General features: G+C 63.1%; 24 protein-coding genes. 13 read left to right on the top strand and 11 right to left on the bottom strand.

Annotated features, from left to right (window positions below):
- Nucleotides 1-47: 47 nt before the first annotated feature.
- Entirely contained in the window at nucleotides 48-638 is a 591-nt protein-coding gene (locus BJD99_RS12420) for a TetR/AcrR family transcriptional regulator (RefSeq protein WP_084347157.1), read from the bottom strand.
- A 90-nt stretch (nucleotides 639-728) separates the two neighbouring features.
- Between BJD99_RS12420 and BJD99_RS12425 the strand changes: the two genes are divergently transcribed.
- Nucleotides 729-2,192, top strand: coding sequence for an NAD(P)/FAD-dependent oxidoreductase (locus BJD99_RS12425; RefSeq protein WP_084347242.1), 1,464 nt, complete (start codon nucleotides 729-731; stop codon nucleotides 2,190-2,192).
- A 5-nt stretch (nucleotides 2,193-2,197) separates the two neighbouring features.
- A complete protein-coding gene (locus tag BJD99_RS12430; RefSeq protein ID WP_084347158.1) occupies nucleotides 2,198-2,617 on the top strand; it encodes a protein-tyrosine phosphatase family protein in 420 nt (139 codons plus the stop codon).
- A 9-nt stretch (nucleotides 2,618-2,626) separates the two neighbouring features.
- Here the strand turns inward: BJD99_RS12430 and BJD99_RS12435 are convergent, their stop codons facing one another.
- Nucleotides 2,627-3,262 carry a TetR/AcrR family transcriptional regulator gene (locus BJD99_RS12435; RefSeq protein ID WP_084347159.1) on the bottom strand — a complete coding sequence of 212 codons (636 nt, stop codon included), beginning with the start codon at nucleotides 3,260-3,262 and terminating at the stop codon, nucleotides 2,627-2,629.
- Between the two features lie 112 nt (nucleotides 3,263-3,374).
- On the opposite strand from BJD99_RS12435, the gene BJD99_RS12440 reads away from it, so the two are divergent.
- The gene (locus tag BJD99_RS12440; protein ID WP_084347160.1) at nucleotides 3,375-4,832 is read left to right on the top strand and encodes an MDR family MFS transporter; all 1,458 of its coding nucleotides are present in this window, start codon (nucleotides 3,375-3,377) and stop codon (nucleotides 4,830-4,832) included.
- 112 nt (nucleotides 4,833-4,944) lie between these two features.
- On the opposite strand, the gene BJD99_RS12445 is transcribed toward BJD99_RS12440, so the two are convergent.
- A complete protein-coding gene (locus tag BJD99_RS12445; RefSeq protein ID WP_084347161.1) occupies nucleotides 4,945-5,418 on the bottom strand; it encodes a hypothetical protein in 474 nt (157 codons plus the stop codon).
- Between the two features lie 145 nt (nucleotides 5,419-5,563).
- Between BJD99_RS12445 and BJD99_RS12450 the strand changes: the two genes are divergently transcribed.
- From BJD99_RS12450 to BJD99_RS12465, 4 genes are all read left to right on the top strand, one after another.
- Nucleotides 5,564-5,863, top strand: a complete 300-nt coding sequence (locus tag BJD99_RS12450; protein ID WP_084347162.1) for a hypothetical protein — start codon at nucleotides 5,564-5,566, stop codon at nucleotides 5,861-5,863.
- 74 nt (nucleotides 5,864-5,937) lie between these two features.
- The gene (locus BJD99_RS12455) at nucleotides 5,938-6,453 is read left to right on the top strand and encodes an META domain-containing protein (protein WP_084347163.1); all 516 of its coding nucleotides are present in this window, start codon (nucleotides 5,938-5,940) and stop codon (nucleotides 6,451-6,453) included.
- A gap of 104 nt (nucleotides 6,454-6,557) precedes the next feature.
- Nucleotides 6,558-6,758: a hypothetical protein gene (locus BJD99_RS12460; RefSeq protein ID WP_084347164.1), complete on the top strand. Its 201-nt coding sequence runs from the start codon at nucleotides 6,558-6,560 to the stop codon at nucleotides 6,756-6,758.
- Between the two features lie 397 nt (nucleotides 6,759-7,155).
- On the top strand, nucleotides 7,156-7,686 hold the full coding sequence (locus tag BJD99_RS12465) for a YdcF family protein (RefSeq protein ID WP_179142321.1): 531 nt from the start codon (nucleotides 7,156-7,158) through the stop codon (nucleotides 7,684-7,686).
- Nucleotides 7,687-7,691: 5 nt separating this feature from the next.
- On the opposite strand, the gene BJD99_RS12470 is transcribed toward BJD99_RS12465, so the two are convergent.
- Complete coding sequence (locus tag BJD99_RS12470; RefSeq protein ID WP_084347166.1) at nucleotides 7,692-8,054, bottom strand: CrcB family protein; 363 nt, start codon at nucleotides 8,052-8,054, stop codon at nucleotides 7,692-7,694.
- Nucleotides 8,051-8,428 carry a CrcB family protein gene (locus BJD99_RS12475; protein ID WP_084347167.1) on the bottom strand — a complete coding sequence of 126 codons (378 nt, stop codon included), beginning with the start codon at nucleotides 8,426-8,428 and terminating at the stop codon, nucleotides 8,051-8,053. Before BJD99_RS12475 ends, BJD99_RS12470 begins: the two co-directional genes overlap by 4 nt.
- Before the next feature lie 151 nt (nucleotides 8,429-8,579).
- Here BJD99_RS12475 and BJD99_RS12480 point away from each other — a divergent pair, with 151 nt between their 5' ends.
- The 3 genes from BJD99_RS12480 to BJD99_RS12490 all read left to right on the top strand — a co-directional run bounded on the left by BJD99_RS12480 (nucleotide 8,580) and on the right by BJD99_RS12490 (nucleotide 10,472).
- Nucleotides 8,580-8,918, top strand: a complete 339-nt coding sequence (locus BJD99_RS12480) for an STAS domain-containing protein (protein WP_256895644.1) — start codon at nucleotides 8,580-8,582, stop codon at nucleotides 8,916-8,918.
- A 24-nt stretch (nucleotides 8,919-8,942) separates the two neighbouring features.
- Nucleotides 8,943-9,422, top strand: coding sequence for an ATP-binding protein (locus tag BJD99_RS12485; RefSeq protein ID WP_256895645.1), 480 nt, complete (start codon nucleotides 8,943-8,945; stop codon nucleotides 9,420-9,422).
- 87 nt (nucleotides 9,423-9,509) lie between these two features.
- Nucleotides 9,510-10,472 (top strand): hypothetical protein, encoded by a 963-nt coding sequence (locus BJD99_RS12490; RefSeq protein WP_084347169.1) that lies wholly within the window; start codon nucleotides 9,510-9,512, stop codon nucleotides 10,470-10,472.
- Between the two features lie 18 nt (nucleotides 10,473-10,490).
- Here BJD99_RS12490 and BJD99_RS12495 read toward each other — a convergent pair whose 3' ends face one another.
- The 3 genes from BJD99_RS12495 to BJD99_RS12505 form a co-directional block, all read right to left on the bottom strand.
- The gene (locus tag BJD99_RS12495; protein WP_256895646.1) at nucleotides 10,491-10,916 is read right to left on the bottom strand and encodes a hypothetical protein; all 426 of its coding nucleotides are present in this window, start codon (nucleotides 10,914-10,916) and stop codon (nucleotides 10,491-10,493) included.
- 86 nt (nucleotides 10,917-11,002) lie between these two features.
- Complete coding sequence (locus tag BJD99_RS12500) at nucleotides 11,003-11,224, bottom strand: hypothetical protein (RefSeq protein WP_084347170.1); 222 nt, start codon at nucleotides 11,222-11,224, stop codon at nucleotides 11,003-11,005.
- Nucleotides 11,225-11,349: 125 nt separating this feature from the next.
- Complete coding sequence (locus BJD99_RS12505) at nucleotides 11,350-11,853, bottom strand: low molecular weight phosphatase family protein (protein WP_256895647.1); 504 nt, start codon at nucleotides 11,851-11,853, stop codon at nucleotides 11,350-11,352.
- 148 nt (nucleotides 11,854-12,001) lie between these two features.
- Between BJD99_RS12505 and BJD99_RS12510 the strand changes: the two genes are divergently transcribed.
- Nucleotides 12,002-13,336, top strand: coding sequence for an Hsp70 family protein (locus BJD99_RS12510; protein WP_256895648.1), 1,335 nt, complete (start codon nucleotides 12,002-12,004; stop codon nucleotides 13,334-13,336).
- Nucleotide 13,337: 1 nt separating this feature from the next.
- Here BJD99_RS12510 and BJD99_RS12515 read toward each other — a convergent pair whose 3' ends face one another.
- Nucleotides 13,338-14,261 (bottom strand): endonuclease/exonuclease/phosphatase family protein, encoded by a 924-nt coding sequence (locus tag BJD99_RS12515; RefSeq protein WP_256895649.1) that lies wholly within the window; start codon nucleotides 14,259-14,261, stop codon nucleotides 13,338-13,340.
- Nucleotides 14,262-14,729: 468 nt separating this feature from the next.
- Between BJD99_RS12515 and BJD99_RS12520 the strand changes: the two genes are divergently transcribed.
- The gene (locus tag BJD99_RS12520) at nucleotides 14,730-15,683 is read left to right on the top strand and encodes a DUF1839 family protein (protein ID WP_143542146.1); all 954 of its coding nucleotides are present in this window, start codon (nucleotides 14,730-14,732) and stop codon (nucleotides 15,681-15,683) included.
- 16 nt (nucleotides 15,684-15,699) lie between these two features.
- Complete coding sequence (locus tag BJD99_RS12525; RefSeq protein WP_179142316.1) at nucleotides 15,700-18,114, top strand: glycoside hydrolase family 2 protein; 2,415 nt, start codon at nucleotides 15,700-15,702, stop codon at nucleotides 18,112-18,114.
- Here BJD99_RS12525 and BJD99_RS12530 read toward each other — a convergent pair.
- Complete coding sequence (locus tag BJD99_RS12530) at nucleotides 18,111-19,076, bottom strand: glycosyltransferase family 2 protein (protein WP_084347174.1); 966 nt, start codon at nucleotides 19,074-19,076, stop codon at nucleotides 18,111-18,113. The genes BJD99_RS12525 and BJD99_RS12530 overlap by 4 nt on opposite strands.
- On the bottom strand, nucleotides 19,073-19,927 hold the full coding sequence (locus BJD99_RS12535) for a glycosyltransferase family 2 protein (protein WP_143542138.1): 855 nt from the start codon (nucleotides 19,925-19,927) through the stop codon (nucleotides 19,073-19,075). The genes BJD99_RS12530 and BJD99_RS12535 overlap by 4 nt, the downstream gene beginning before the upstream one ends.
- Between the last annotated feature and the right edge of the window lie 170 nt (nucleotides 19,928-20,097).

Here is a 20,097-nt window from a genome sequence, read left to right on the forward strand (position 1 = left end):
GTGGTCCGCTACGACAGGGAACCGCACCCGGGGTTTCTGCTTTTCGGTCAGGTGGCGATCACGTGTCTGACGATCGTGTGTACGAGGTCTTCGATGGAGATATCGGGATCGAAGGCTCGTTGAACCCCGATCCCCAGACAGAGGCCCACGACGATGTCGGCAGACTTCTCGGGAGTATCGGCCAACTCGACGTCGAGTCTGCGAGCGAAGTCGGCCAACATATAGGCCGCCGCGGCGCGAAGTTGGCGGTTGGACTCCCTGATCTCTTCCTCGATCACGGGATTTACGCGGCCACGCGCGCCGAACTCCATTTCCAGTAGCGCCCAACGGCGGTCGCCGATCGCGTGCTCGCACCACTGGCGAACGGCCGACTCGAACGTATCGACGCTGGTGATGCTCACGGTGAGTTGGGCAGCCTCGGTCAGCTTGTGTGCGCGGATCCCCCGAATGACGTCGCGGCAGAGTTCGTCTTTCCCGCCGAAGTTCGAATAGACGGCGCCCTTCGAGTATCCGGCTTCCTCCGCGATCCGGTCGACGGAGGTATCCGCGTAGCCGCGGTCGAGGAAGTGTTCGGTTGCGACGTCCAGCAGGGCCGCCCGCGTTCTCTCCCGAGACTCCTCGCGGGTCAGTCGCGCCATGCCTTCGCCTCCTTCGATTGACTTTCGGATACCGATGGTATTTCAATGCTCATGGTACTTGAACTGTCTCGAACCGAGGAGCACATGCGAATGACCCACACTCTCGACGGTGAGTACGACGCCGTCATCGTCGGCGCAGGTATGTCCGGCATCGCCGCCTATCGAGCGCTGCGCGAGGAGGGTGTGCAGAGCATTCTGATCATCGAACGAGCCGCCGAGTTCGGTGGCACCTGGCGCGAGAACACCTACCCCGGATGCGAATGCGACGTGCCGTCGCCGATCTACTCATACACCGATGCCCACAACGCCGACTGGTCGAAACTCTATGCAAACCAACAGGAAATTCAGCGCTACCTCGTCGACACCGCCGAGCACTGGGGCGTGCGCGACGCCGTACGGTTCGGCGTCACCTTCCTCGGCGCGCACTGGGACGACGCGAACGGCCAGTGGAAGATCCGAACCGATGCCGGAGATGTCACGGCAACTCTCGCGATCGGCGCAGCCGGACCGTGGAGCACACCGTCCGTTCCCGATCTCCCCGGCGCGGCCGACTTCGGCGGTGTCACCTTCCACTCCGCACGCTGGCGACACGACGTCGACCTGTCCGGCAAACGCGTCGTCGTCATCGGAACAGGCGCATCCGCAGTGCAATTCGTGCCCGAGATCGTCGACGCCGCCGAACACGTGACGATCTATCAGCGCACGCCGCAGTGGGTACTCCCGAAGCCGAACTACCATCAGCCCACAGCATTCCGTTGGCTACTGCGACGCAGTCCCGCAGTCGCTCGCATCCAGCGCGCCGTCATCTACCGCATCCTCGAACTCGTCGCGTTCGGAACCCGGCACAGCAGAGCAATGAAAATTGCCCACACCATCGGCCGTTGGCAGATCAAACGTCAGATCAGTGATGCCGATCTTCGTGAGATCGTCACTCCCGAATACGTTTTCGGATGCAAACGTCCACTGTTCGCCAACACCTGGTATCCGACACTCGACCGCGCCGACGTCACAGTGCGCCCGAGCGGCGTCGCCCGCCTCACCGAAACCGGAGTCATCGGAACCGACGGCATCGAAGTGCCCGCCGACGTCATCATCTACGGCACCGGCTTCCACATCACGGATATGCCTCTGGCAGAACAAGTATTCGACGCAGACGGGCTGAGCCTGAGCGACCACTGGCGCGGCAGCCCCAAGGCCTACCTCGGAACCACCACCCACGGCTTCCCCAACTTCGCGATCCTGCTGGGCCCAGGACTGGGGACCCTGGCGTCCGCCTTCACCGTCACCGAAACGCAGCTGGGTCTGATCAGGTCCCTCGTGCGCACCACCCGCGAACTCGGTGCGAAAGTATTCGACACCCGTGCCGATGCCGAACAGACCTACAACAACGACCGAACGGACGCCCTCGCCACGACCGTCTACAACATCGGCGGTTGCACCAGCTACTTCATCGACAAAACCGGCACCAACAGCTTCAGCTGGCCCTGGTCCACAGATACCATGCGTCGACGCCTGCGCACCGCCGACCCCGCCGCATACGAATTCACCAGGTAGATCCGATGTGGGACGAGGACGCAGCCGGAGTCATGCCACTGCCGTCGGGACGCCTGATTCGGGGGAGGGGGCTGCGCACAGCGCTGCCGGCCGGACCGCAACCCGAGTTCGGTATCTACCTGACGGGTCGCGACCCGGAACCGTTCGATTGGCCGAGCCGGTGGGTTCGATGGCCCGACTTCTGGCTCCCACTCGACCGAACGCAGTTTGCTGCAGCTCTCGAAGAAGCACTCCACCGAGCGGACGGCGAGCGGGTCGAGATTGCCTGCGGCGGCGGTTACGGCCGAACGGGGACGGCGCTCGCATGTGCAGTCGTGCTCGACGGAATCCCGAACGTCGACGCCGTCCGGTACGTGCGTGACCAGTACTCGCACCGGGCCGTCGAAACTCCTTGGCAGCGAAGGTTCGTCGCACGTTGGCGGTGACCCTGGGTTTCAGTCGCGAACCAGGCGCCGAAGATCGGACCGAACTGCCCGGTAAACAGTGACGAGATCGGCGGACCCGTCACCCCCGTCGACCACTTCCGCCCAGCGGTCCACCGCGATACGGAGGGTCAGCGCAGCCGTCTCGATGAGTAGGCGAGCGGTAGAAGTTACGTCCAGCTTTGTCGCCACCCTCTCGGCCAGACAGGCCAGCATCACCGCGTCTGCGGCGTAGGCAGCGGATCGCACCTGAGCGTCCGACAGGACGAGTCGTCGAACCCGCAGCAGTCGTTCAGCGCTGCCGTCGGACGCCGTAGCGAATCGAACTACAGAGCGTTCGTAGATGTTCTCGATCGCGTCGAGTGTGATGCGTTCCGATGCCGAAGACTCGAGCCATTCGGTGAACTCGGCCTCGAACTCGATATCAGCGATCAGTACCGATTCCTCTTTGGTTGCAAAAGACCGGAAGAAGGTACTCGGCGACACTCCGGCTCGACGGGCGATGTCGTCGACTGTCGTGGCGGCAGCTCCCTGAAGTTCGAACAGGTCAAGGGCAGCCTCCGATATCTCACGTCGGGTTTCCCTACGCCGTCGTTCGCGCAGGTCGGGGACTGCGCTGATGGCAGCGTCCGTCTTGTGTGCGCCCACTGGCCACCTCCTGTCGTTCCGGCGTCAACTTACCAGCGAGAATCGAATTGACAGTCACTGTCATGCTGCGTGAAACTATCGCAACTGTCGAGACCAACCGGAGAGTTACTTCATGCAGACACAAGACACCGTCCCCGAGGAAGAGCTGTCCTCGGCGAGCAAGATGTTGATCGCCGTCTTGGTAGTCGCTTCCTTCGTGATGATTCTCAACGAGACGATCATGAGCGTCGCGCTGCCCAGGCTCATGGTCGACCTAGCCATCACTGCCACTACCGCGCAGTGGTTGACCACTGGGTTCATGCTCACCATGGCGGTCGTCATCCCGACGACGGGGTACCTGTTTCAGCGTTTCACCCTGCGGCAGATGTTCATCACTGCGATGACCTTGTTCAGCGCCGGAACGTTGCTGGCAGCCTTAGCACCTGGATTCGAACTCCTGTTGGCGGGCAGAGTGATTCAGGCCGGCGGCACCGCCATCATGCTCCCGTTGCTGATCACCACCGTGCTCGGGCTCGTCCCAGTGCACCAGCGCGGCAAGATGATGGGTGTCATCTCGATCGTCATCGCCGTCGCGCCTGCCGTCGGCCCCACAATCTCCGGCATCGTGCTCGACTCGTTCGCCTGGCGCGCGATGTTCTGGTTGGTGCTGCCGATCGCACTCGTTGCGTTCGGGGTGGGAGCGGCACTGGTGAAGAATGTCGGCGCGACGGGCAAGCCCCCGTTCGATGGCCTATCGGTTGTACTGTCCGCGTTCGCATTCGGTGGAATCGTCTACGGCCTCGCCGGCATCGGCCATTCCTCCGAGGGGTCGCCCGTGCCGGTATGGCTACCACTCGTCATCGGCGCTGTTGCACTGGTTGTCTTCGTGCTCCGACAGATATCGCGACAGAAAGAGGGACGCGCCCTCCTCGATCTACGTCCATTCTCCACGCCCGCGTTCAGTATCGGGCTCGGGCTGCTGGCGGTCAGTCTCATGACCCTGTTCGGGGCACTGATCCTCCTGCCGATCTACTTGCAGAACGTGCGTGGACTCGACACTCTCACAACAGGTCTCATGCTGTTGCCGGGCGGCCTGATGATGGGAATCCTCGCTCCGTTCGTCGGTCGAGCATTCGACCGGATCGGCGCCCGACCACTCGTCGTGCCCGGCACCATCGTCGTCAGCGCTGCGTTGTGGCTCATGACCTCGCTCGACGCGGAGTCCCCGCTTGCGATGGCCATCGGCATCCATGTCCTGTTGTCGATCGGTCTCGCGTTGATCATGACGCCACTGATGACGTCGTCGCTGGGATCGCTGTCCAGGGATCTGTATTCGCACGGCAGCGCGATCCTCAATACCGTCCAGCAACTGGCCGGTGCAGCAGGCACCGCACTTTTCGTGACGGTCATGTCCAATACCGCTGCATCGAAACTTGCCGGCGGTGCAGAAGGAATCAGCGCGAGCGAGTCCGGCGTCCAGGCAGCCTTCGTCTGTGGAGGCGGAATATCGCTCGTCGCGGTTGCAGCGTCCTTCTTCGTCCGGCAGACGGAGCCGGAGCCATCCGAAGCCGAACTGGCCGCCGCCCACTGAAACCCGTTTCGAGCCCACGGTTCGACGGCTTCGGTTCGACGGCTTCGGTTCGACGGCGAGATGTGTACTTTCTCGCCGTCGAGGCGAGTGTCGGCTCGCTACCGATATCGGCCTAAGCAGGTGGCTGACTGAGCGAGAATCCGCACTTCTCGGTCGCGTACTTGTTGACCCGATCGCTGGCCGCCATCGCGTCCTGCGCGGTGTCGGCGTCCATCGATGTCGTCGACTTTTCGGTGAAAGCCTCGTACGTCGGCGCATCGGCAGCAGTGCTCGTGGCGACGACGCTGGCATCCTTGAGCTTGGCGAGATCGGGCGAGACATCGGGATCGTTGGCGTCGATCGCCGGGTCGTAATGCTCGCTCAGGCCGTCCGCGTACGTCTTCAACGATGCCTGCATCGCAGGCCAATCGCTCGGGTCTCCGGCCAGGGTGCTCATCGAGGAAGTTTCGAAGTCCGCAATGTCCTGCAGTTGTGCGCAGATATCTACCTCTGGGGCAGCATCTGCACTGTCGTCCGATCCGCAACCGGCCAGCCCCACGGAGACAGCGGCAGCAATGCACAGGACGGGTAAGGACGAAAGCTTCATGCGGGTATGTCTCCAAACGGATCGGGGCGTAGGTCCGCATAACCGTCACAGGAGAGGGTGCCTCTTGTCGAGTCGGACATCCACTTGTTGGGAAATGTCACCACGCCGGATTGAGTACGAGCCGATTCGAACGTATGGTCGAACAATGGCTGCGCGTAGATCGAGAGGAGGTGCAGATTCGCAACGACCGTTCGAGGTGCTCACCCCGTCGGTCAAGGTGTTGATCGACCTGGCGATCCTCTATCCGCAGCCACCGCACCATCATGGCAACTACACCGCGGAGGGGTTCGACGTCAGAAAAGTGGTGCCCGGCGACTTGACGGAATGGTCGATGACAGTCGACGGCGACTGGATCGGCAGAGTCACCTACGAGCTGATGTCCAAGGATCGTAGTGAGACAGTCACGCACTGGGTGCCGAGTCGGGTACTCAAACCGTTGCACTGAACCGGTCGGATGATCCCAGTACAGTGCTTGCGGGCGCGTACTCGGGCCCGTCGAATCTGCCAGGGAGTGCATCGATGACATTCGTTCGAGTCGGCGTAGTACGTAACAGCGTGACGATCGCGCTCGTCCTCGCCTGTCTATCGGCATGCGGTCAGGGCAGTGACTCGTCGGCGACAGTGTCGGAGAGTGCTTCGGTAAGTGCTTCGGAAAGTGCTGGAGCGCAACCGGATACCGACGCGGAGACATTCGAGCAGTTCGAGGCGGCCGAGGTGAGCGGACATGCGCTCGTGCCAGGCACCTCGATGAAGATCTCGATAGCGACCACCGGCGATTCCGTCGCATTCAACGCTGGATGCAACACATTCTTCGGAGCCCTGAACAACGAGGCCGGGGTCATCGACGGACCCGGATCCGAAGCGTCGAACGGTCCGATGGGATCGACGATGATGGCGTGCGACGATGCGCTGATGGAGCAGGACCGCTGGCTGCAGGAATTCCTCGACTCCACACCCGTATGGACACTCGGTGAAGACACCGTGACGTTGAGTTCGCCGGCCGGATCGATCACTGCCACTCGCGTCGAGGGCTGAGCTGCGGCATTTTTCCCCGGCAGCGCAGAGGGTTTGGGGCCCGATCGTTGGGGTATACGCTCCATTCGCGGTAGCCGAAGGTCGGCTACGGGAGGGGTTACATCATGCGGTTCGTCACTCTGATCGTCCTTATATGGCTCGTGGTCGGAGGTATCGCAGTATTCCAACGCGGATACGTCTCCAGTGCACCCGAGAACTGCGCAGGTGTCGGCACGATCGCTCTCACGGTCGTCGCAGGCCCGCTCAACTACGCAGGCGTCAACCCGAAGGTCACGGACTGCAATCTGCCGCAGCCGAGCCAGTAAGTCATTCGCGCGACCGGCTGCCGTTTCGGTGGCCGGTCGGCGCGTGAATGGTCCATTCATGCGGTCGGTTTGCCGTTTCGGCGGCCAACCCATCGCTTCAATGTGACATTCATACGATCTGATGTCTTCGGTGGTCCATTCAAGCGGGGAGGTCACGCGTTCTTTCGGCGGCCAACCCATCGCTTCAATGTGACATTCATACGATCTGATGTCTTCGGTGGTCCATTCAAGCGGAGCGCGGCCGCCCTACCGCGTGAATGGTCCATTCAAGCGGACGGATGGCCAGTTGACAGCGGCCACCCCGCAGGTGACGTTGGTCGCTGAAAATGCACCGGTCGGCCTCGCTGATTAGGCTCGAGGTGTGATTCGCCGGAGCCCTTTGGTCATTGTTGCCATCATGCTCCCGGTTCTACTTGTCTCGCTGATCGGATTCGGCGGCTACCTGACGTTCACGAGGGCCGCGATCGACCCGGTGACCTCTGCGGACGCGATCATCGTTCTGGGCGGTGAGCACGATGGCCGAGAGGCGTACGGCGTGTCGTTGGCCGAGCAAGGTGTTGCCGACACCGTGGTGCTGTCGGATCCTTACGGTGCCAAGGATCCGGTCATGAAGAAGTACTGCGACAAGAAGACGTCGAAGTACACCGTGCTGTGTGTCGATCCCGTCCCCAGCACGACTCGTGGGGAAGCCATCTTCACCCAGCAGCTTGCGCAGGAACGTGGTTGGAAGCACGTCATCGTCGTGAGCTGGCGTTACCATCTGCCGCGCGCTCGCTTCATTTTCGGTCAATGCTTCGACGGCGAGGTCACCATGCGTCCGGTCCCACGCACCTATGACTTTTCGCTCGTGCAATGGGAATACACCTACCTGTATCAGATTGCGGGCTTCGTCAAAGCCGGCGTGCAGGGTGGACGCGGCAACGTCTGAGTGAGTCAGAGTTTGCTGTAGAGCGTGACACCGGACTTCCACAGTAGGAACCCGAGCATCGCGCAGGCGATCGCACCGACGACATTGGCGGTGAGAAACAGTGCCGCCACTCGAAACCGTCGTCGACGCGCGTACCCGACCGTCAGCAGAGCGACCGAGGACATCGGCGCCAGCGAGGCGAGGAAGCCGAAACCGGCGAGGCCGAGGATCCACTGCGGGGGCGACGCGGCCACGAAGAACCCGAGCACTCCGCAGGAGACCATTGTCAGCAGGAGGACCCGTCGACTGTCGGTGACCGAGCCGGTGATCACGTAATGCGCGAGAGCTCCGCACGCGCCACCGATGGCGACGAGGAGCAGCACGGTCATCCGACGGACTCGTGGGGGCGAGTGATGAGCGCGCCGATGCCGAGCGCTGCGACGGCCACGATGGGTGTCACCACGATGTAGACGACCGAATTCCACGCATTGTCATGCGTGACTCCCTGCAGCGCATAGAAGCTGAACGTGGTGAAACCGCAGGACGTCCCGATGACAAGGGGCCGCAGGATCGGTGCTGCGCGGCCGGACAGATAACCCAACGTGGCGCCGAGTAGTAGGCACCCGACCACGTTGATCGAAAACGTGCTCAGCAGAAGCCATCGTGCGGACTCGCGCCGATCCCAGATTTCGTAGCGGACCATCGCCCCGAGTGCACCGCCGAAGGCGACCGCGGCGGTGGCGGGGAATCTGTCGTAGCTCATCGCATTTCACCCTAGTGTGAATCGGCAGCGACGCCAGGTGAGAGCGCATCCGGCGTCGAGAATCACACCAGATGAAGGGACTTGCGTTCCTCGGGTATGTTTGTCGACTGTGACGCTTGACGAGTCAGGGCTCGGCCCTCAACATTTCGACGTGGCTGTTCAGTGGCGTGGCACTGCGGCCATCGTGACGGTCTCCGGTGAGCTCGATTTGGTGACCGCACCGCAGCTGACGGAATCGGTCGAGTTGGTCTGCGGGAAGCAGCCGACGGCCCTCGTCATCGATCTTTCCAGCGTCGGATTCCTCGCTTCGGCGGGAATGTCGCTGCTGGCCTCCACACATCAGAAACTCGGTGACACGGCAGGGTTTGCCGTGGTCGCGGACGGCCCAGCCACGGGCCGGCCACTGACGCTGGTCGGGCTCGATCAGCTATTCGGAATCTTTGCGACGGTAGAGGAGGCGCTGGATGCGCTTCAGGTGGGTAAATCCTGACGCTTTGGGTATGACGGAGCAATGATGGCAATTGTGTTCGGTGGCAGGAGCGACCCGACGGTCCCTCCTGCCACCGAACCGAACTCCAGCCCGCGACTCGAGGACGTCATGCACCTGGACTTCGACGGGGAAGCGGCCGTGGCAGATCGAGCGTCTGCACTTCGGATCGCGCTGAACCAGTGGCTGACCGGTCTCGACGTGGACCCCAACCGTGTCTACGACGTGGTGTTGGCTACCTATGAGGCGCTGGCCAATTCCGTCGAGCACGCGTACGCCGGAGCATCCGGGCCAGGGACGTTGGATCTGCATGCGCAGTTCGTCCCGGCGACCGGCTCCATCGAAGTGGTCATCTGCGACCACGGTGAGTGGGCTGTCCATGCGCCCGACTCCACCCGTGGACGGGGTGTCCCCCTGATGCATGCGCTCGCCGACACGACAGCCGTGACATCCGATCACGATGGCACAACGGTCCGCCTCATCTGGGACGCACCTGTATCTGTCTGACCGCAGTCGCACCACCCGACTTCGGTCAATGCCATGACATGCACATTGTGAAGTAGCACAATCGCTCCATCGGGACATAGTCCGAGGGTGGAGGCGCAATTGAATGCTTCGCAGGTGCCGGGTGCCGTGGTTGCGGACCGGTATCGATTGCTGCAGCGTCGCCCGTCCATCGGCTGGGGCGCCCGTTGGCGTGCCAAGGACCTGACCTCCGGTCGTGACTTTTCCCTATCGCTGTTCCGCACCACGGTAATCCAGTCCCATGACCCGCGCCCCGACGCGATCAGAAGATTCATCGAGACCGCGCGTGCATACGGTCGAGGAAGACAAGGACAGTTCGACGTCCTGGAGGCGACGCCGTACGTCGCCGTGGTCGAGGAACTCGGGTCTCGCCGTCCCTTCGCTCCACCGATCGAGGCGCCGCCAGACCCCGATGCCGCAGGGCCACGTCGACAGCTGACGTGGGTGCTCGCTGCGGGCGCAGTGATCGGGGCCTTCGGCTTGCTGGGGTGGTTACTGTCCACCACGTTGCTGGCGAACAACCTCGGCGACGTATCCAACGTGGCCGCGGCACCGGAACTGCCGTCGGCGATGCCTACCAAGCCACCGCCGGCACCCGCACCGATTCTGCCGGCCGGCGCCGAGGTGTGGTCCGCGGTACGCAGCCCGGACAACCCAGAAGATGCGAGACTGGCCATCGATGCCAACCCGGCGACCGCATGGTCCACGGACAACTATCGGAGCCCCTTCGGCACGACCAACAATGGAATCGGCCTCCTGGTGAACTTCGCTTATCAGGTGGACTTCGACGAAGTCTGGGTTTCGACCCCGGTGGCCGGGACGACCGTGGAGATCCGGACGCCACCGGAACCGGACGGCACGCTGAGCTCGACGCGTGTCCTCGGGTCCGCTGTCACGGGCCGCGGCGTGACGACCATCCCGACCGAGGTGGTTCCGGGTTCACGTGCGGTGTTGGTGTGGGTGGCCGCGCTTGCTCCCGCCACATCCGGATTCGCGTCCGAGATATCGGAAATCGGATTCACGCCCGCCTGAGGGCGAAGGCAGAACTCCTCAGCGCTTCGGCGTGGTCACTTTCGAGGAGGTTGCGGGTTGCTGTCCGCTGGTGCTGCTGCGAGGTGCCTTCGTCGACGACGATTCGGTAGTACTCGCCCCGGGTGTCGCCTTGGCCGTCGTCGTACCTGAAGGTGTGGTTCCCGGAGGAGTCGTGGTGGGCTGGGGAGTGGTGGTGGGCGGGGTTGTCGTTGTGGGCTTGGGCGTCGTGGGGACCGCCACCTTCCACGTCGGCGACGGCGGGACGAGGATGCCGGTGGAGGGTGCGGCGCGCACAGCGGAGCTCAGGTCCGATCGCAGGGCCGGGGGGTGCACCGTGGTGGTCGTATCGGAGAACGCTCCGCCCAGCGCTCCGATGGTCAGTCCGACGGCTACTGCGACACCTGCGATTGCCACCGCCGATACCGCGATGACTTTGTCGCGCATGTAGATCAACCCTCACTCCGGTTCCCGCCGGCCAAGTTACCGCGGAAATGACCTGCGAACGCTACCGCAGAAAGAGGGAGTGGTGCTCAGCCGGCAGCGGCATCGCCGCGTGCTGCGGTACGGCGGCCTCCACCGAATCGGTGCTCCCATACGCCGCCTACGAGACGGTGACCTTGCCATCGACGCCCGCGGAGGGCCTTACGGTGCACGGTCGTCATGCGGACGGCCCACGTCATCGCTTTGCTGTCGGTCGGAAGCTCGGCTTCGGCGAGTACTTCGTCCTCGGTTCTGACCTGATACATCGGCATGTGTCACATCTTGCATCATGCGACGGCAAATTTCCTATCGGAAAGATACCGGACCGTACGTTTGACCGATACCGCGTATCCGGTGGTCAAGCTAACTGCTCGATGGGATTCAAACGGACCGCGAGTCATATCAACCGAAGTATTTCGGGCAGAGTATCGGCTATTTGCTGTCCGATTTCCTCGTACATCTCGTGCGCCCGCTTGTACGGATCCTCGATGTCCAAGGTCGATACCGAGTGTTTCGCACGGGCGTCGGCGATCTGGTCGAGCGAGGTGGCTTCGGAAGACCGCACCAGCTCTGCAGCCTCGAGCAACGTGAACGTCCGACGCAACCTACGAGGCGCGATGCCCAGCACGGCGTCGCGGTGGCGGCTGGTCATGGTGAGGATCAGGTCCGCTTCCTCCGCCATTCGAGGCGAGATGCGTCGCGCGACGAACCCTTCCTCGTCCCCGCCGAGTTGACGCAGCACGGTGGCCGCGGACTGGTCCATGGGGTGACCGGTCAGCCCATGGGTACCAGCGCTGGAAGCGGTCAACGCCAACCCCCTTTCGGCGGCGTACGCCATGGCCAGACGTTCGGCGGTGGGGGAGCGGCAGATGTTGCCTGTACAAACGAAGAGGATATGCACGGGGTCTACGTTACGGCGATCGCCATCGAGCAACGGCCGCGCTACAGTATTGCCGAGTGGGGGCACCGAGAGTGGATCTTTGTATCTCTTTCTTCGGCGAGTCCCAGTGGCGTGCGCTCGAGACGTGCGCCTCCAAGTGAGGCAGGTCATGACTGAGGTTCTCGGTGTTTCGGTGGGGTCGAGTGCCGTCCGCATGGCTCGTCCCGACTTGCGGATGTACTCGGCAGGCAGGCAGGGTCTCGATTTCTACAGTGACACGGTCGACGCCTACTGGCAGGACTGCGCGGAAGACGTAGCCGCCGAGTCGATCGGTGTGGTCCTCTCCCAGCGCAACGGATGCCCTGAAGTCGAGGCGACCGGCGTCGCCTACCGCGATCAGCAGCAGTTCGGTGAGATTCAGCAGGCGATGGCGAACCAGCGTCTCTACAACTACCGGCTGGTCCCCGAGGCCAGAGCGGCTCTGGCCTACCTGGAAGCGTCAGGCGAGCTGGCCAACTTCGGCACGATCGGGCTGTACGACCTGGGAAGCTCCGGTCTGACCATCAGCGTGATCGATCGCGCGAGCGGTGACGTGTTGCTGGCCGAAAGAACCACCGACATCAGCGGTGACGATTTCGATCGGCTCATCTGCGACAACCAACTCTCCAGGCGCGGGGCCGAGCCACCTCCCGCACTCGGTATCGCAGAGTTCACCAGCCGGTGCCGTATCGCGAAGGAACAACTGTCCGTCAACGGCGCAGTCTGCCTTCCCGGTGACAGCGGCGTCATCCTCATCTCCCGTGAGGCGTTCGAGGCACTCGTCACGGTCCCCATCGAGTATTCGGCACGGTTGCTTCGGGATGTGCTCACTCGATCGCCGCAGTACGTCGATGCCGTGTTCCTGATCGGCGGTGGCGCTCGGATTCCGTTGGTCGAAAACATCATCAGGTCGTGGACCGGACTGCCAGTGGTGACGCCTCGTGATCCCGAGTCCGTCGCAGCCAAGGGTGCAGCCCTGCTCGCGACGCCGGTGGAGAACCTGGCCACCGAGGCCGCATCGTCTTTGGCGCTCACCGGTGCCCCCGAATGGCTGAGCCCGGAGCCCGCCGACAGACCTGTGACGTCCACTCGAAAGGTTCGCGGCGCGGCGCTCGTTGCGGCCGGGCTGGCAGCCATTGCCGCCCTCGGTCTCACCCTCGGGTACGGCAATTCGGACAACTCGACAAGTGCGCCCACAGACAACGTCGAACCTACGACGACCGTGCCGTCGACGACACGTCCCGCGCCGTCCACCACCACGGTGCCCCGGCCGACGCCCCAGCCGGTGGTTCCGGCGCCGGAGCCGGTCGAGACCTACGAGGCACCGCAATACGAGGATCCGACGCCCGCTCCTGCACCACCGCCGGCACCCGAGCCCCCGCCCCTGATACCGGGTCTACCTGGCCTGAAGCTTCCACAGTTCCAGCTACCCCCGCCGCCGGTGTTCGAGCTGCCGAGGTTCTAGTTCACGCGCCCGGCAGCCGAAGTCGGGCGGACACCGCGAGGTGGTCGGAGTCGGGGATCTGGACGGGGTGCACCTCGAGTGCGTCGACCGTATCGCTCGTCACCACGTGGTCGAGCTGCGCCAGCGGACGGTCCGACGGGAAAGTGCGGAACAATCCCGAACCCGCGCGTTCGGCGGCGTCGACGAAGCCCGCGCTCGCCAGATCGCGGAACTGTCGATGGTCGCCCGTGGCGTTGAAGTCCCCGGCCACCAGCACTGTTCCCGGGTAGGACTCCATCGAGGCGCGCATGCGGTCGAGGTCCTTTGCCCACTGCACGGTGTCGCGTGGTGTTGCAGGCGACATGGCATGAAACGCCACCACGGTCACCGCGACGCCGTCGATGACGGTATTCGCCTGAACCGGTACGAAACCGAAGTCGGACAGTCGCGTGCCGTCGGTGAGCGGAGTCCTGCTCCACAAGCCGGTGCCGTCCGAGACGGGCAGCGCGGCGGTGAAGCTGTAGGGCAGCAGATCGTCGATCCCAGCGCGGGTGAGGTCGTCGACCTCGGCGGGGGTGAGTTCTTGTACGGCGAGAAGATCGGCATCGCTCGTACGGATCTCGTCGACGATCGCTGCGGCGTCGGCCTCACCGTGCGCGACGTTGACCGTCAGGACAGTGATGTCCTGCCCGGTGGCGGTCGCGGTGTCCGCGATGAACCGGGGGATCTGGATGCCGACGAGGAGGATCGCGAGCGTTACTGCCGTGACCAGGCCGACGCGCGAGCGTGTCACGGTAAAAAGGATCGCCGCCACGGCGGCGAACACTGCGAAGTAGGGGGCTCCGACGACGAGGGCCACCAGCATGATCTGCGTCACGCCCAGTTGGCGAACGGCCAGCATCGCGATGGTGAAAATCAGGATCGCCCATGCAACTACAAGTGCCATCCCACGTAAGACGCGTCGCACTGTGGCGCCTCCGGTTTTATGAGCCGCACGCGGCAATAGTTGACTGAATCATTGGCTAGACTCACGTTTATGGCCAGCTCAGACGCGGTATGCAAGTGTCGTCATCAGCGGACTGCGCATCAGCATTACCGCAAGGGAAGCGACTGCTCGCTCTGTGATTGCAGCCGTTTCCGACGGCCCGTTGTGTCACGTCTTATCAGTCAGGCCAACCGCCAGCTTCAGCGCCTCAAATAATTGTACAGTCTTCGATTGGACGCTAAACAGACCGATTGTTTAGTATTGAGCCCTCGATCCAGGCAAAATGGGCAATTCGGCTTCGAGCCCTGAGCTTGTCATCCGGCAGGAGGCATAGTGGCGTCAGACAGTTCGGTCATCTCCAGGTATGCCGACGCGGTCGCGTCGGACGGCACTACCGAGGCAGTACGTCGGTCTTCCACCGAACTACGCCTGCTGAGCCTGAACCCCTCGACGTACGAGACTCATTCCATCCACTCCCACGAACGGGTATGGACCGAAACCAACTGCTATGTCGATCTGTGGATCGAACTCCTCCATTCGCTGGGCGCCGACCCGATTCCTGCATTGGCATTCGTGTTGAGCGCCGGTTGCGACGGTCGGCAGTGGGACTTCGTCAAGATGCAGTCCGAGGATCTCCGCGCGCTCTACGGCATCGACGTGCACGAGATGAACGTGTGGCGTCCGATCCTCGACCACATCCGCGAGGGGCTCGAGGACAGTGTGCTCGTCACCGTGGAGGTCGACGGCTTCTGGTTGCCCGACACCTCGGGTACCAGTTACCGCAACAACCACACCAAGACCACCATCGTTCCGAACTCGCTCGACGAGACCGAGAAGGTGCTCGGCTACTTCCACAACCGCGGTTACTTCGAGCTTTCGGGCGCAGATTTCGACGGCGTGTTCAATCTCGCCCCCGCTCCGCATCCCGAGGTCCTGCTTCCGTACGTCGAGCAGATCAGGCTCGGCCGCAACACCATCGCGAGCGGTGCGGGGGACCGCGATCTCGACCTTGCGCGTGCGCACTTCGCGCGGAGGCCGTCGAACAACCCCGTCGACGCGCTTGCTCGACGCGTCATCGCCGATATCCCACTGGTTCAGCGGTCCGGTCCCGACGCATTCCATCTGTGGTCGTTCGGTCTGCTCCGTCAGTGCGGCGCGAGCGCCGAACTCGCCGCCGACCTCTGCGGGTACCTCGAGGCCCGCGGTGTGGCCGGTATCGGCGCGGCCGTGCCTCATTTTCTGCAGGTGGCTCAGGGCGCGAAAGCCGTTCAGTTCCGCATGGCCCGCGCCGCGCGCGGGCGTGCGGTGTCACTCGAAGATCCGCTCGCAGCGATGACCGCGAGCTGGAGTGCAGCGATGGATGTCATCTCGATCGCTCTGTGAGTGCAAGATAACTTAGGTGAGCAGCGATCTCGAGAACTTTCTGGACGGCGCCGAGTGGCAGCTGACTGCAACGGAACCGGGATCGTGTCTGCATCCTGGTGAGCTCGGTGCGGACGCCGAGCGGTGCGTTGCCCTCGTGCCGGGCACCGTCGCCTCGGTGGTGGACCGGCCGGATCTCGACGCGTTCGACTGGTGGTTCACCACCTCGGTGTCCGTGCCCAGCGATATCGCTACGACGCTGACGTTCGAGGGCATCGCAACGAGGGCAACGATCTGGGTCGACGGCGCGGAGGCTGCCCAGGTTCGATCCATGTTCGTACCGACGACCCTCGACATCCCGGCCGGTATCTCCGTCGTCGAGATAGCGGTGCGTGTCGAGTCGATGGACGTCGTCCTCGGCAGTAGAAGACCACGAGGACGCTGGCGATCCTCGCTGGTGGACAAGCAGGGCCTGCGGCACGAACGCACCACCCTGCTCGGCCGCGCCCCCGTGTACGGACCGGTTCCTGCCCCGATCGGCTTGTGGCGTCCGGTGACGCTACGGCCACGATCGCGTGCGCGACACTGTCGGCTCCACACCACGGTCGAGGGGACGGACGGGGTGCTGCGAGTCCGTGCAGATCTCGACGAGACGGTGTCGACTGTCACCGTCGACGTCGGCGATCGGCGGTTCTCCTACGCCGTCGACTCCTCGGATTTCGATGTGTCCGTGACCATCCCGGATGCCCGCCTCTGGTGGCCGCACACGCACGGTGAGCCGGTCCGATATCCCGTGTCCGTCACTCTCGACGAAGATCGTGTGCACAGTGCAATGGTCGGCTTTCGCCGAACCGAGTTGATTCGGCATGGGCGGTCGGTGGACCTGAGCGTCAACGGTGTTCGGGTTTTCGCTCGCGGAGGTTGTTGGACTCCTCTCGATCCGACACGCCTGTGGGTCGAGGAAGAAGTCATGCGCGCGGAACTGCTGCGTATGCGTGACGCGGGACTGAACACGATCCGCATCGTCGGCACGCTGGTGTACGAGCAACGTCAATTCTGGTCCCTCTGCGGCGAATTGGGCATCATGGTATGGCAGGATGTCATGCTCGCCACCACCGATCCGCCGCAGGACCCTGAGTTCGTCGAGGTCCTCGAACGCGAACTCGAAGCACTGTTCGCGAGTATCGGAGGTAACCCGGCGTTGGCCGTCGTCAGTGGTGGCAGTGAGACGCAGCAGCAGCCCACGATGCTGGGAATCACTGCTGCCGATCAACAGATCCCTCTGCTGGACAGTGTGATTCCCGAGATCCTCGAGAACTGTCTCGCCGGCACCGCCTATGTCACTTCCAGTCCGTCGTCGACGTCCGGTGAACTGCACACCCACGTCGGTGACGGGATTGCGCACTACTTCGGTATCGGAGGCTATCTGCGGCCGATCGCCGACGTGCGCACGGCGCGTGTACGTTTCGCTGCCGAATGCCTGGCGTTCTCGATCCCGCCGGAGCGGCGAGCGGTGGATCGAATGTTCGGCTCCGCCAATGTTTCCGGTCATCATCCCGAGTGGAAGTCCGCGGTGCCACGCGACCGCGGATCGTCCTGGGACTTCGAGGATGTCCGAGATCATTACGTTCGAGCCATCTTCGCGGTCGACCCCCACCTCGTCCGTCGAACCGATGCCGAACTCTATCTCGATTACGGCCGCGCCTCCGTGTGTGAAGCCGTTACTGCATCCTATTCGCATTGGCGCAGAACCGAATCCGAGTGCGGCGGCGCATTGGTACTGACTCTTCGCGACCTGGTCCCGGGAGCCGGTTGGGGGCTACGGGACTCCGCAGGAGACCCGAAGGCTCCGTGGTACAGCCTGGCGCGTATCAGCAGCCCGATCGCGGTGTTCCTCGTCGACGACGGTCTCGACGGTCTGAGCATCGAGATGGTCGACGACACACCGGAGCCGCTGCAGGGAATTCTTCGGGTGTCACTGCATGGCGCGACGGGCCGAATCGGCGAGCCCTATGAACAGCCGATCGAACTCGCGGGACACAGTTCGAAGATGCTTGCTCTCGACCGGGTCATCGGAACGTTCGCCGACGTCAACCACGCGTATCGATTCGGGACCCAGACGTACTCTTCGGTGGTGGCGGAGTTGGTCGACCTCGCAGGCGTTCGAGTCGCCGAGGCAACTCATCTCATCGGTGAGACACAAGTTCGACAGAACGATGTGGGTCTGTCCGCGTGCGTCGAACCAGTGGATTCGGGTCGGTGGTCGCTGACCGTGTCGACGAACTCGGCCGCTCAGTACGTATGCATCGACGTCGGCGGATTCGACACCAGTGACTCGTGGTTCCACCTCGCTGCAGGGGCGAGTAGAACGGTGACCCTGACCGGCGGTGGACCGAAACCGGCAGGGCATGTGCGTGCGCTCAATTCGGTGAAGCGAACGCAGATACGCTAACCGGAGGTACGGCTCAATCGTCCACGTGCATAACCGAATCCGGCTGCGCCGAGGCTGGCGACGACAGCGAGCGCGCCCCACAAGCGGGCCGGGTTTCCCTGTGCCGCCGCAGCGGTTTCGCGTCCGACTGCGCGTGGCAGAATTTTGGCCGTGTACGAACGCTCGGAAGACAGGGCGTCCCCTGGGCCGATGAGACGAGCGATGGCAGCTTTGGAGACCCCCTCGGCGTAGCTCCGCGAGAGAAGATACCGGGGCCGCGTCCGGTCGGCGCTGACGTTGTGGTCGACGGCGATCGACGGGTCGAAGAGGATCTGCGCTTCGGGGTGCGTCTGACGGAGCCTGATGCACAGTTCGGTCTCTTCGCAGCCCAGCGGAATACGCCCGATGCGGCCGATGCCGGAGATGAATCCGCCCAGCTCCACGATCGGTGCGCGACGGAAAGACATGTTGGCGCCCATCAAGTTACGAACCGTCGAGGTGGTCGTGGGCTGACCACGGTAGGTACAGCCCACGATCCAATCCAGTTCACCCGGTTCTCCCGCGACCGCGGTCGGTAGGAAAGCGGGACGAGAACTGGGCCAGACCGGGTGCGCGGACCCGCCTACCGCGTAGACGTTGGGGTCCGCGTAATGCGCCGAAATCGATGCAATCCATTCGGTCGAGCGTGGTGCGGCGTCGTCGTCGAGGAACACCACGATGTCACCTGACGCGAGGTCCAACGAGGTGTTGCGGGCCCCGGACAAGCCACGCGGATGCGAGTTCTCGACAACGTTCACGGCCGAACTACGCGGCAGAAACTCTGCCCGTGCACGCTCGAACAACCGCTCGTTGTGGTCGATGACGACCAGTAGTTCCGTCGCAGCCGTGGACTGGCCCAACACGGCATCGACTGCCGCACTGAGGTCGTCCCAGCGATCGAGCGTGTAGGCGCAGACGACGACCGACGAGGTGAGCTTGCTCACGCCGATTTCTTGTGCAGTGGAATCGAATTCAATTCGTCGAAGACCTCGAACGCTTCGAATTCCAGGTCCATGTCGGTACGCGCATCGTTGGTGCTGCGGCCCGGACGTGGGATGGACTCCTTGGCGAGCCGACGTGCACGCAGACGTTCGGTGAACAGCGTGCGGAGTACGCGGAAGCCATCGGAGAACGTGCGGAGGTTGGACTGGCCGTAGATCCGAGCCAGCTCGATGCTCGGCACTTCCTGAATACGAACGTCTGCCTCGGCGAAACGGCAATTGATGATGGTCTCGATCTCGAAGCCATCGCCCCAGAGCATCTCGCCCTCGGCGTGCTCCTGCTCGAGTGCCGGCAGGTCCAGCACCGGCACCAGATCGCGCCAGAATGCGTTGTAGCCGTAGCACAAATCGGAGAACTTGGTCCCGAAGAGCGTGTTCGCAACCAGGTGCAAGCCACCGTTACCGGCGCGACGCAGGGGAGTGATGTCGTGGCTTCCGCCGCCCGGGGTGAAGCGGCTGCCCTTCGCGAAATCGGCACCGGCGAGGAGCGCGTCGACGAATCGTGGGATCTCGTCCGCGTTGGCAGAGCCGTCGGCGTCGAACATCACGATGATGTCGCCGGTTGCGGCTTCGAACCCGCAGGCAAGAGCGTTGCCCTTGCCCTTGCGGGTCTGCTTGATGATGCGGATGTCTCCGCGAATCTCACGAGCGGCATCGATGGTCCCGTCGACGGAACCGCCGTCGACCAACACGAGTTCGTAATCATGCGAAAGCAGCGGCAGAACGTGCCTCAGATTGGCAGCCTCGTTGAGAGTGGGGATGACGATGCTGATGCGCGGGTTCATGGAGTTCATTGCCATTCCAAACAGGTATTAGTGCGGTGACCGACTTAGGCTTGGAACATCTGCGGCGCGACCCCCGGCGGATCCCACAGACTGGACAAGTACGCGTTCGGTTTTTCGAATGCGACATCCTGTTTTCGACCTGCATATACCTTAAAAGATGCTTTGTGATTGTCAAGCTG

The sequence above is a fragment of the Rhodococcus sp. 1163 genome (genome assembly GCF_002091985.1).
Taxonomy (GTDB): Bacteria; Actinomycetota; Actinomycetes; order Mycobacteriales; family Mycobacteriaceae; genus Rhodococcoides.

Excerpts from the sequence above, each read along its gene's own strand:
- BJD99_RS12420 (WP_084347157.1), bottom strand. The coding sequence starts at position 638 with ATGGCGCGACTGACCCGCGAGGAGTCTCGGGAGAGAACGCGGGCGGCC.
- BJD99_RS12425 (WP_084347242.1), top strand. The coding sequence starts at position 729 with ATGACCCACACTCTCGACGGTGAGTACGACGCCGTCATCGTCGGCGCA.
- BJD99_RS12430 (WP_084347158.1), top strand. The coding sequence starts at position 2,198 with ATGTGGGACGAGGACGCAGCCGGAGTCATGCCACTGCCGTCGGGACGC.
- BJD99_RS12440 (WP_084347160.1), top strand. The coding sequence starts at position 3,375 with ATGCAGACACAAGACACCGTCCCCGAGGAAGAGCTGTCCTCGGCGAGC.
- BJD99_RS12445 (WP_084347161.1), bottom strand. The coding sequence starts at position 5,418 with ATGAAGCTTTCGTCCTTACCCGTCCTGTGCATTGCTGCCGCTGTCTCC.
- BJD99_RS12450 (WP_084347162.1), top strand. The coding sequence starts at position 5,564 with ATGGCTGCGCGTAGATCGAGAGGAGGTGCAGATTCGCAACGACCGTTC.
- BJD99_RS12455 (WP_084347163.1), top strand. The coding sequence starts at position 5,938 with ATGACATTCGTTCGAGTCGGCGTAGTACGTAACAGCGTGACGATCGCG.
- BJD99_RS12460 (WP_084347164.1), top strand. The coding sequence starts at position 6,558 with ATGCGGTTCGTCACTCTGATCGTCCTTATATGGCTCGTGGTCGGAGGT.
- BJD99_RS12465 (WP_179142321.1), top strand. The coding sequence starts at position 7,156 with ATGCTCCCGGTTCTACTTGTCTCGCTGATCGGATTCGGCGGCTACCTG.
- BJD99_RS12470 (WP_084347166.1), bottom strand. The coding sequence starts at position 8,054 with ATGACCGTGCTGCTCCTCGTCGCCATCGGTGGCGCGTGCGGAGCTCTC.
- BJD99_RS12475 (WP_084347167.1), bottom strand. The coding sequence starts at position 8,428 with ATGAGCTACGACAGATTCCCCGCCACCGCCGCGGTCGCCTTCGGCGGT.
- BJD99_RS12485 (WP_256895645.1), top strand. The coding sequence starts at position 8,943 with ATGGCAATTGTGTTCGGTGGCAGGAGCGACCCGACGGTCCCTCCTGCC.
- BJD99_RS12495 (WP_256895646.1), bottom strand. The coding sequence starts at position 10,916 with ATGCGCGACAAAGTCATCGCGGTATCGGCGGTGGCAATCGCAGGTGTC.
- BJD99_RS12500 (WP_084347170.1), bottom strand. The coding sequence starts at position 11,224 with ATGCCGATGTATCAGGTCAGAACCGAGGACGAAGTACTCGCCGAAGCC.
- BJD99_RS12510 (WP_256895648.1), top strand. The coding sequence starts at position 12,002 with ATGACTGAGGTTCTCGGTGTTTCGGTGGGGTCGAGTGCCGTCCGCATG.
- BJD99_RS12515 (WP_256895649.1), bottom strand. The coding sequence starts at position 14,261 with ATGGCACTTGTAGTTGCATGGGCGATCCTGATTTTCACCATCGCGATG.
- BJD99_RS12535 (WP_143542138.1), bottom strand. The coding sequence starts at position 19,927 with ATGAACTCCATGAACCCGCGCATCAGCATCGTCATCCCCACTCTCAAC.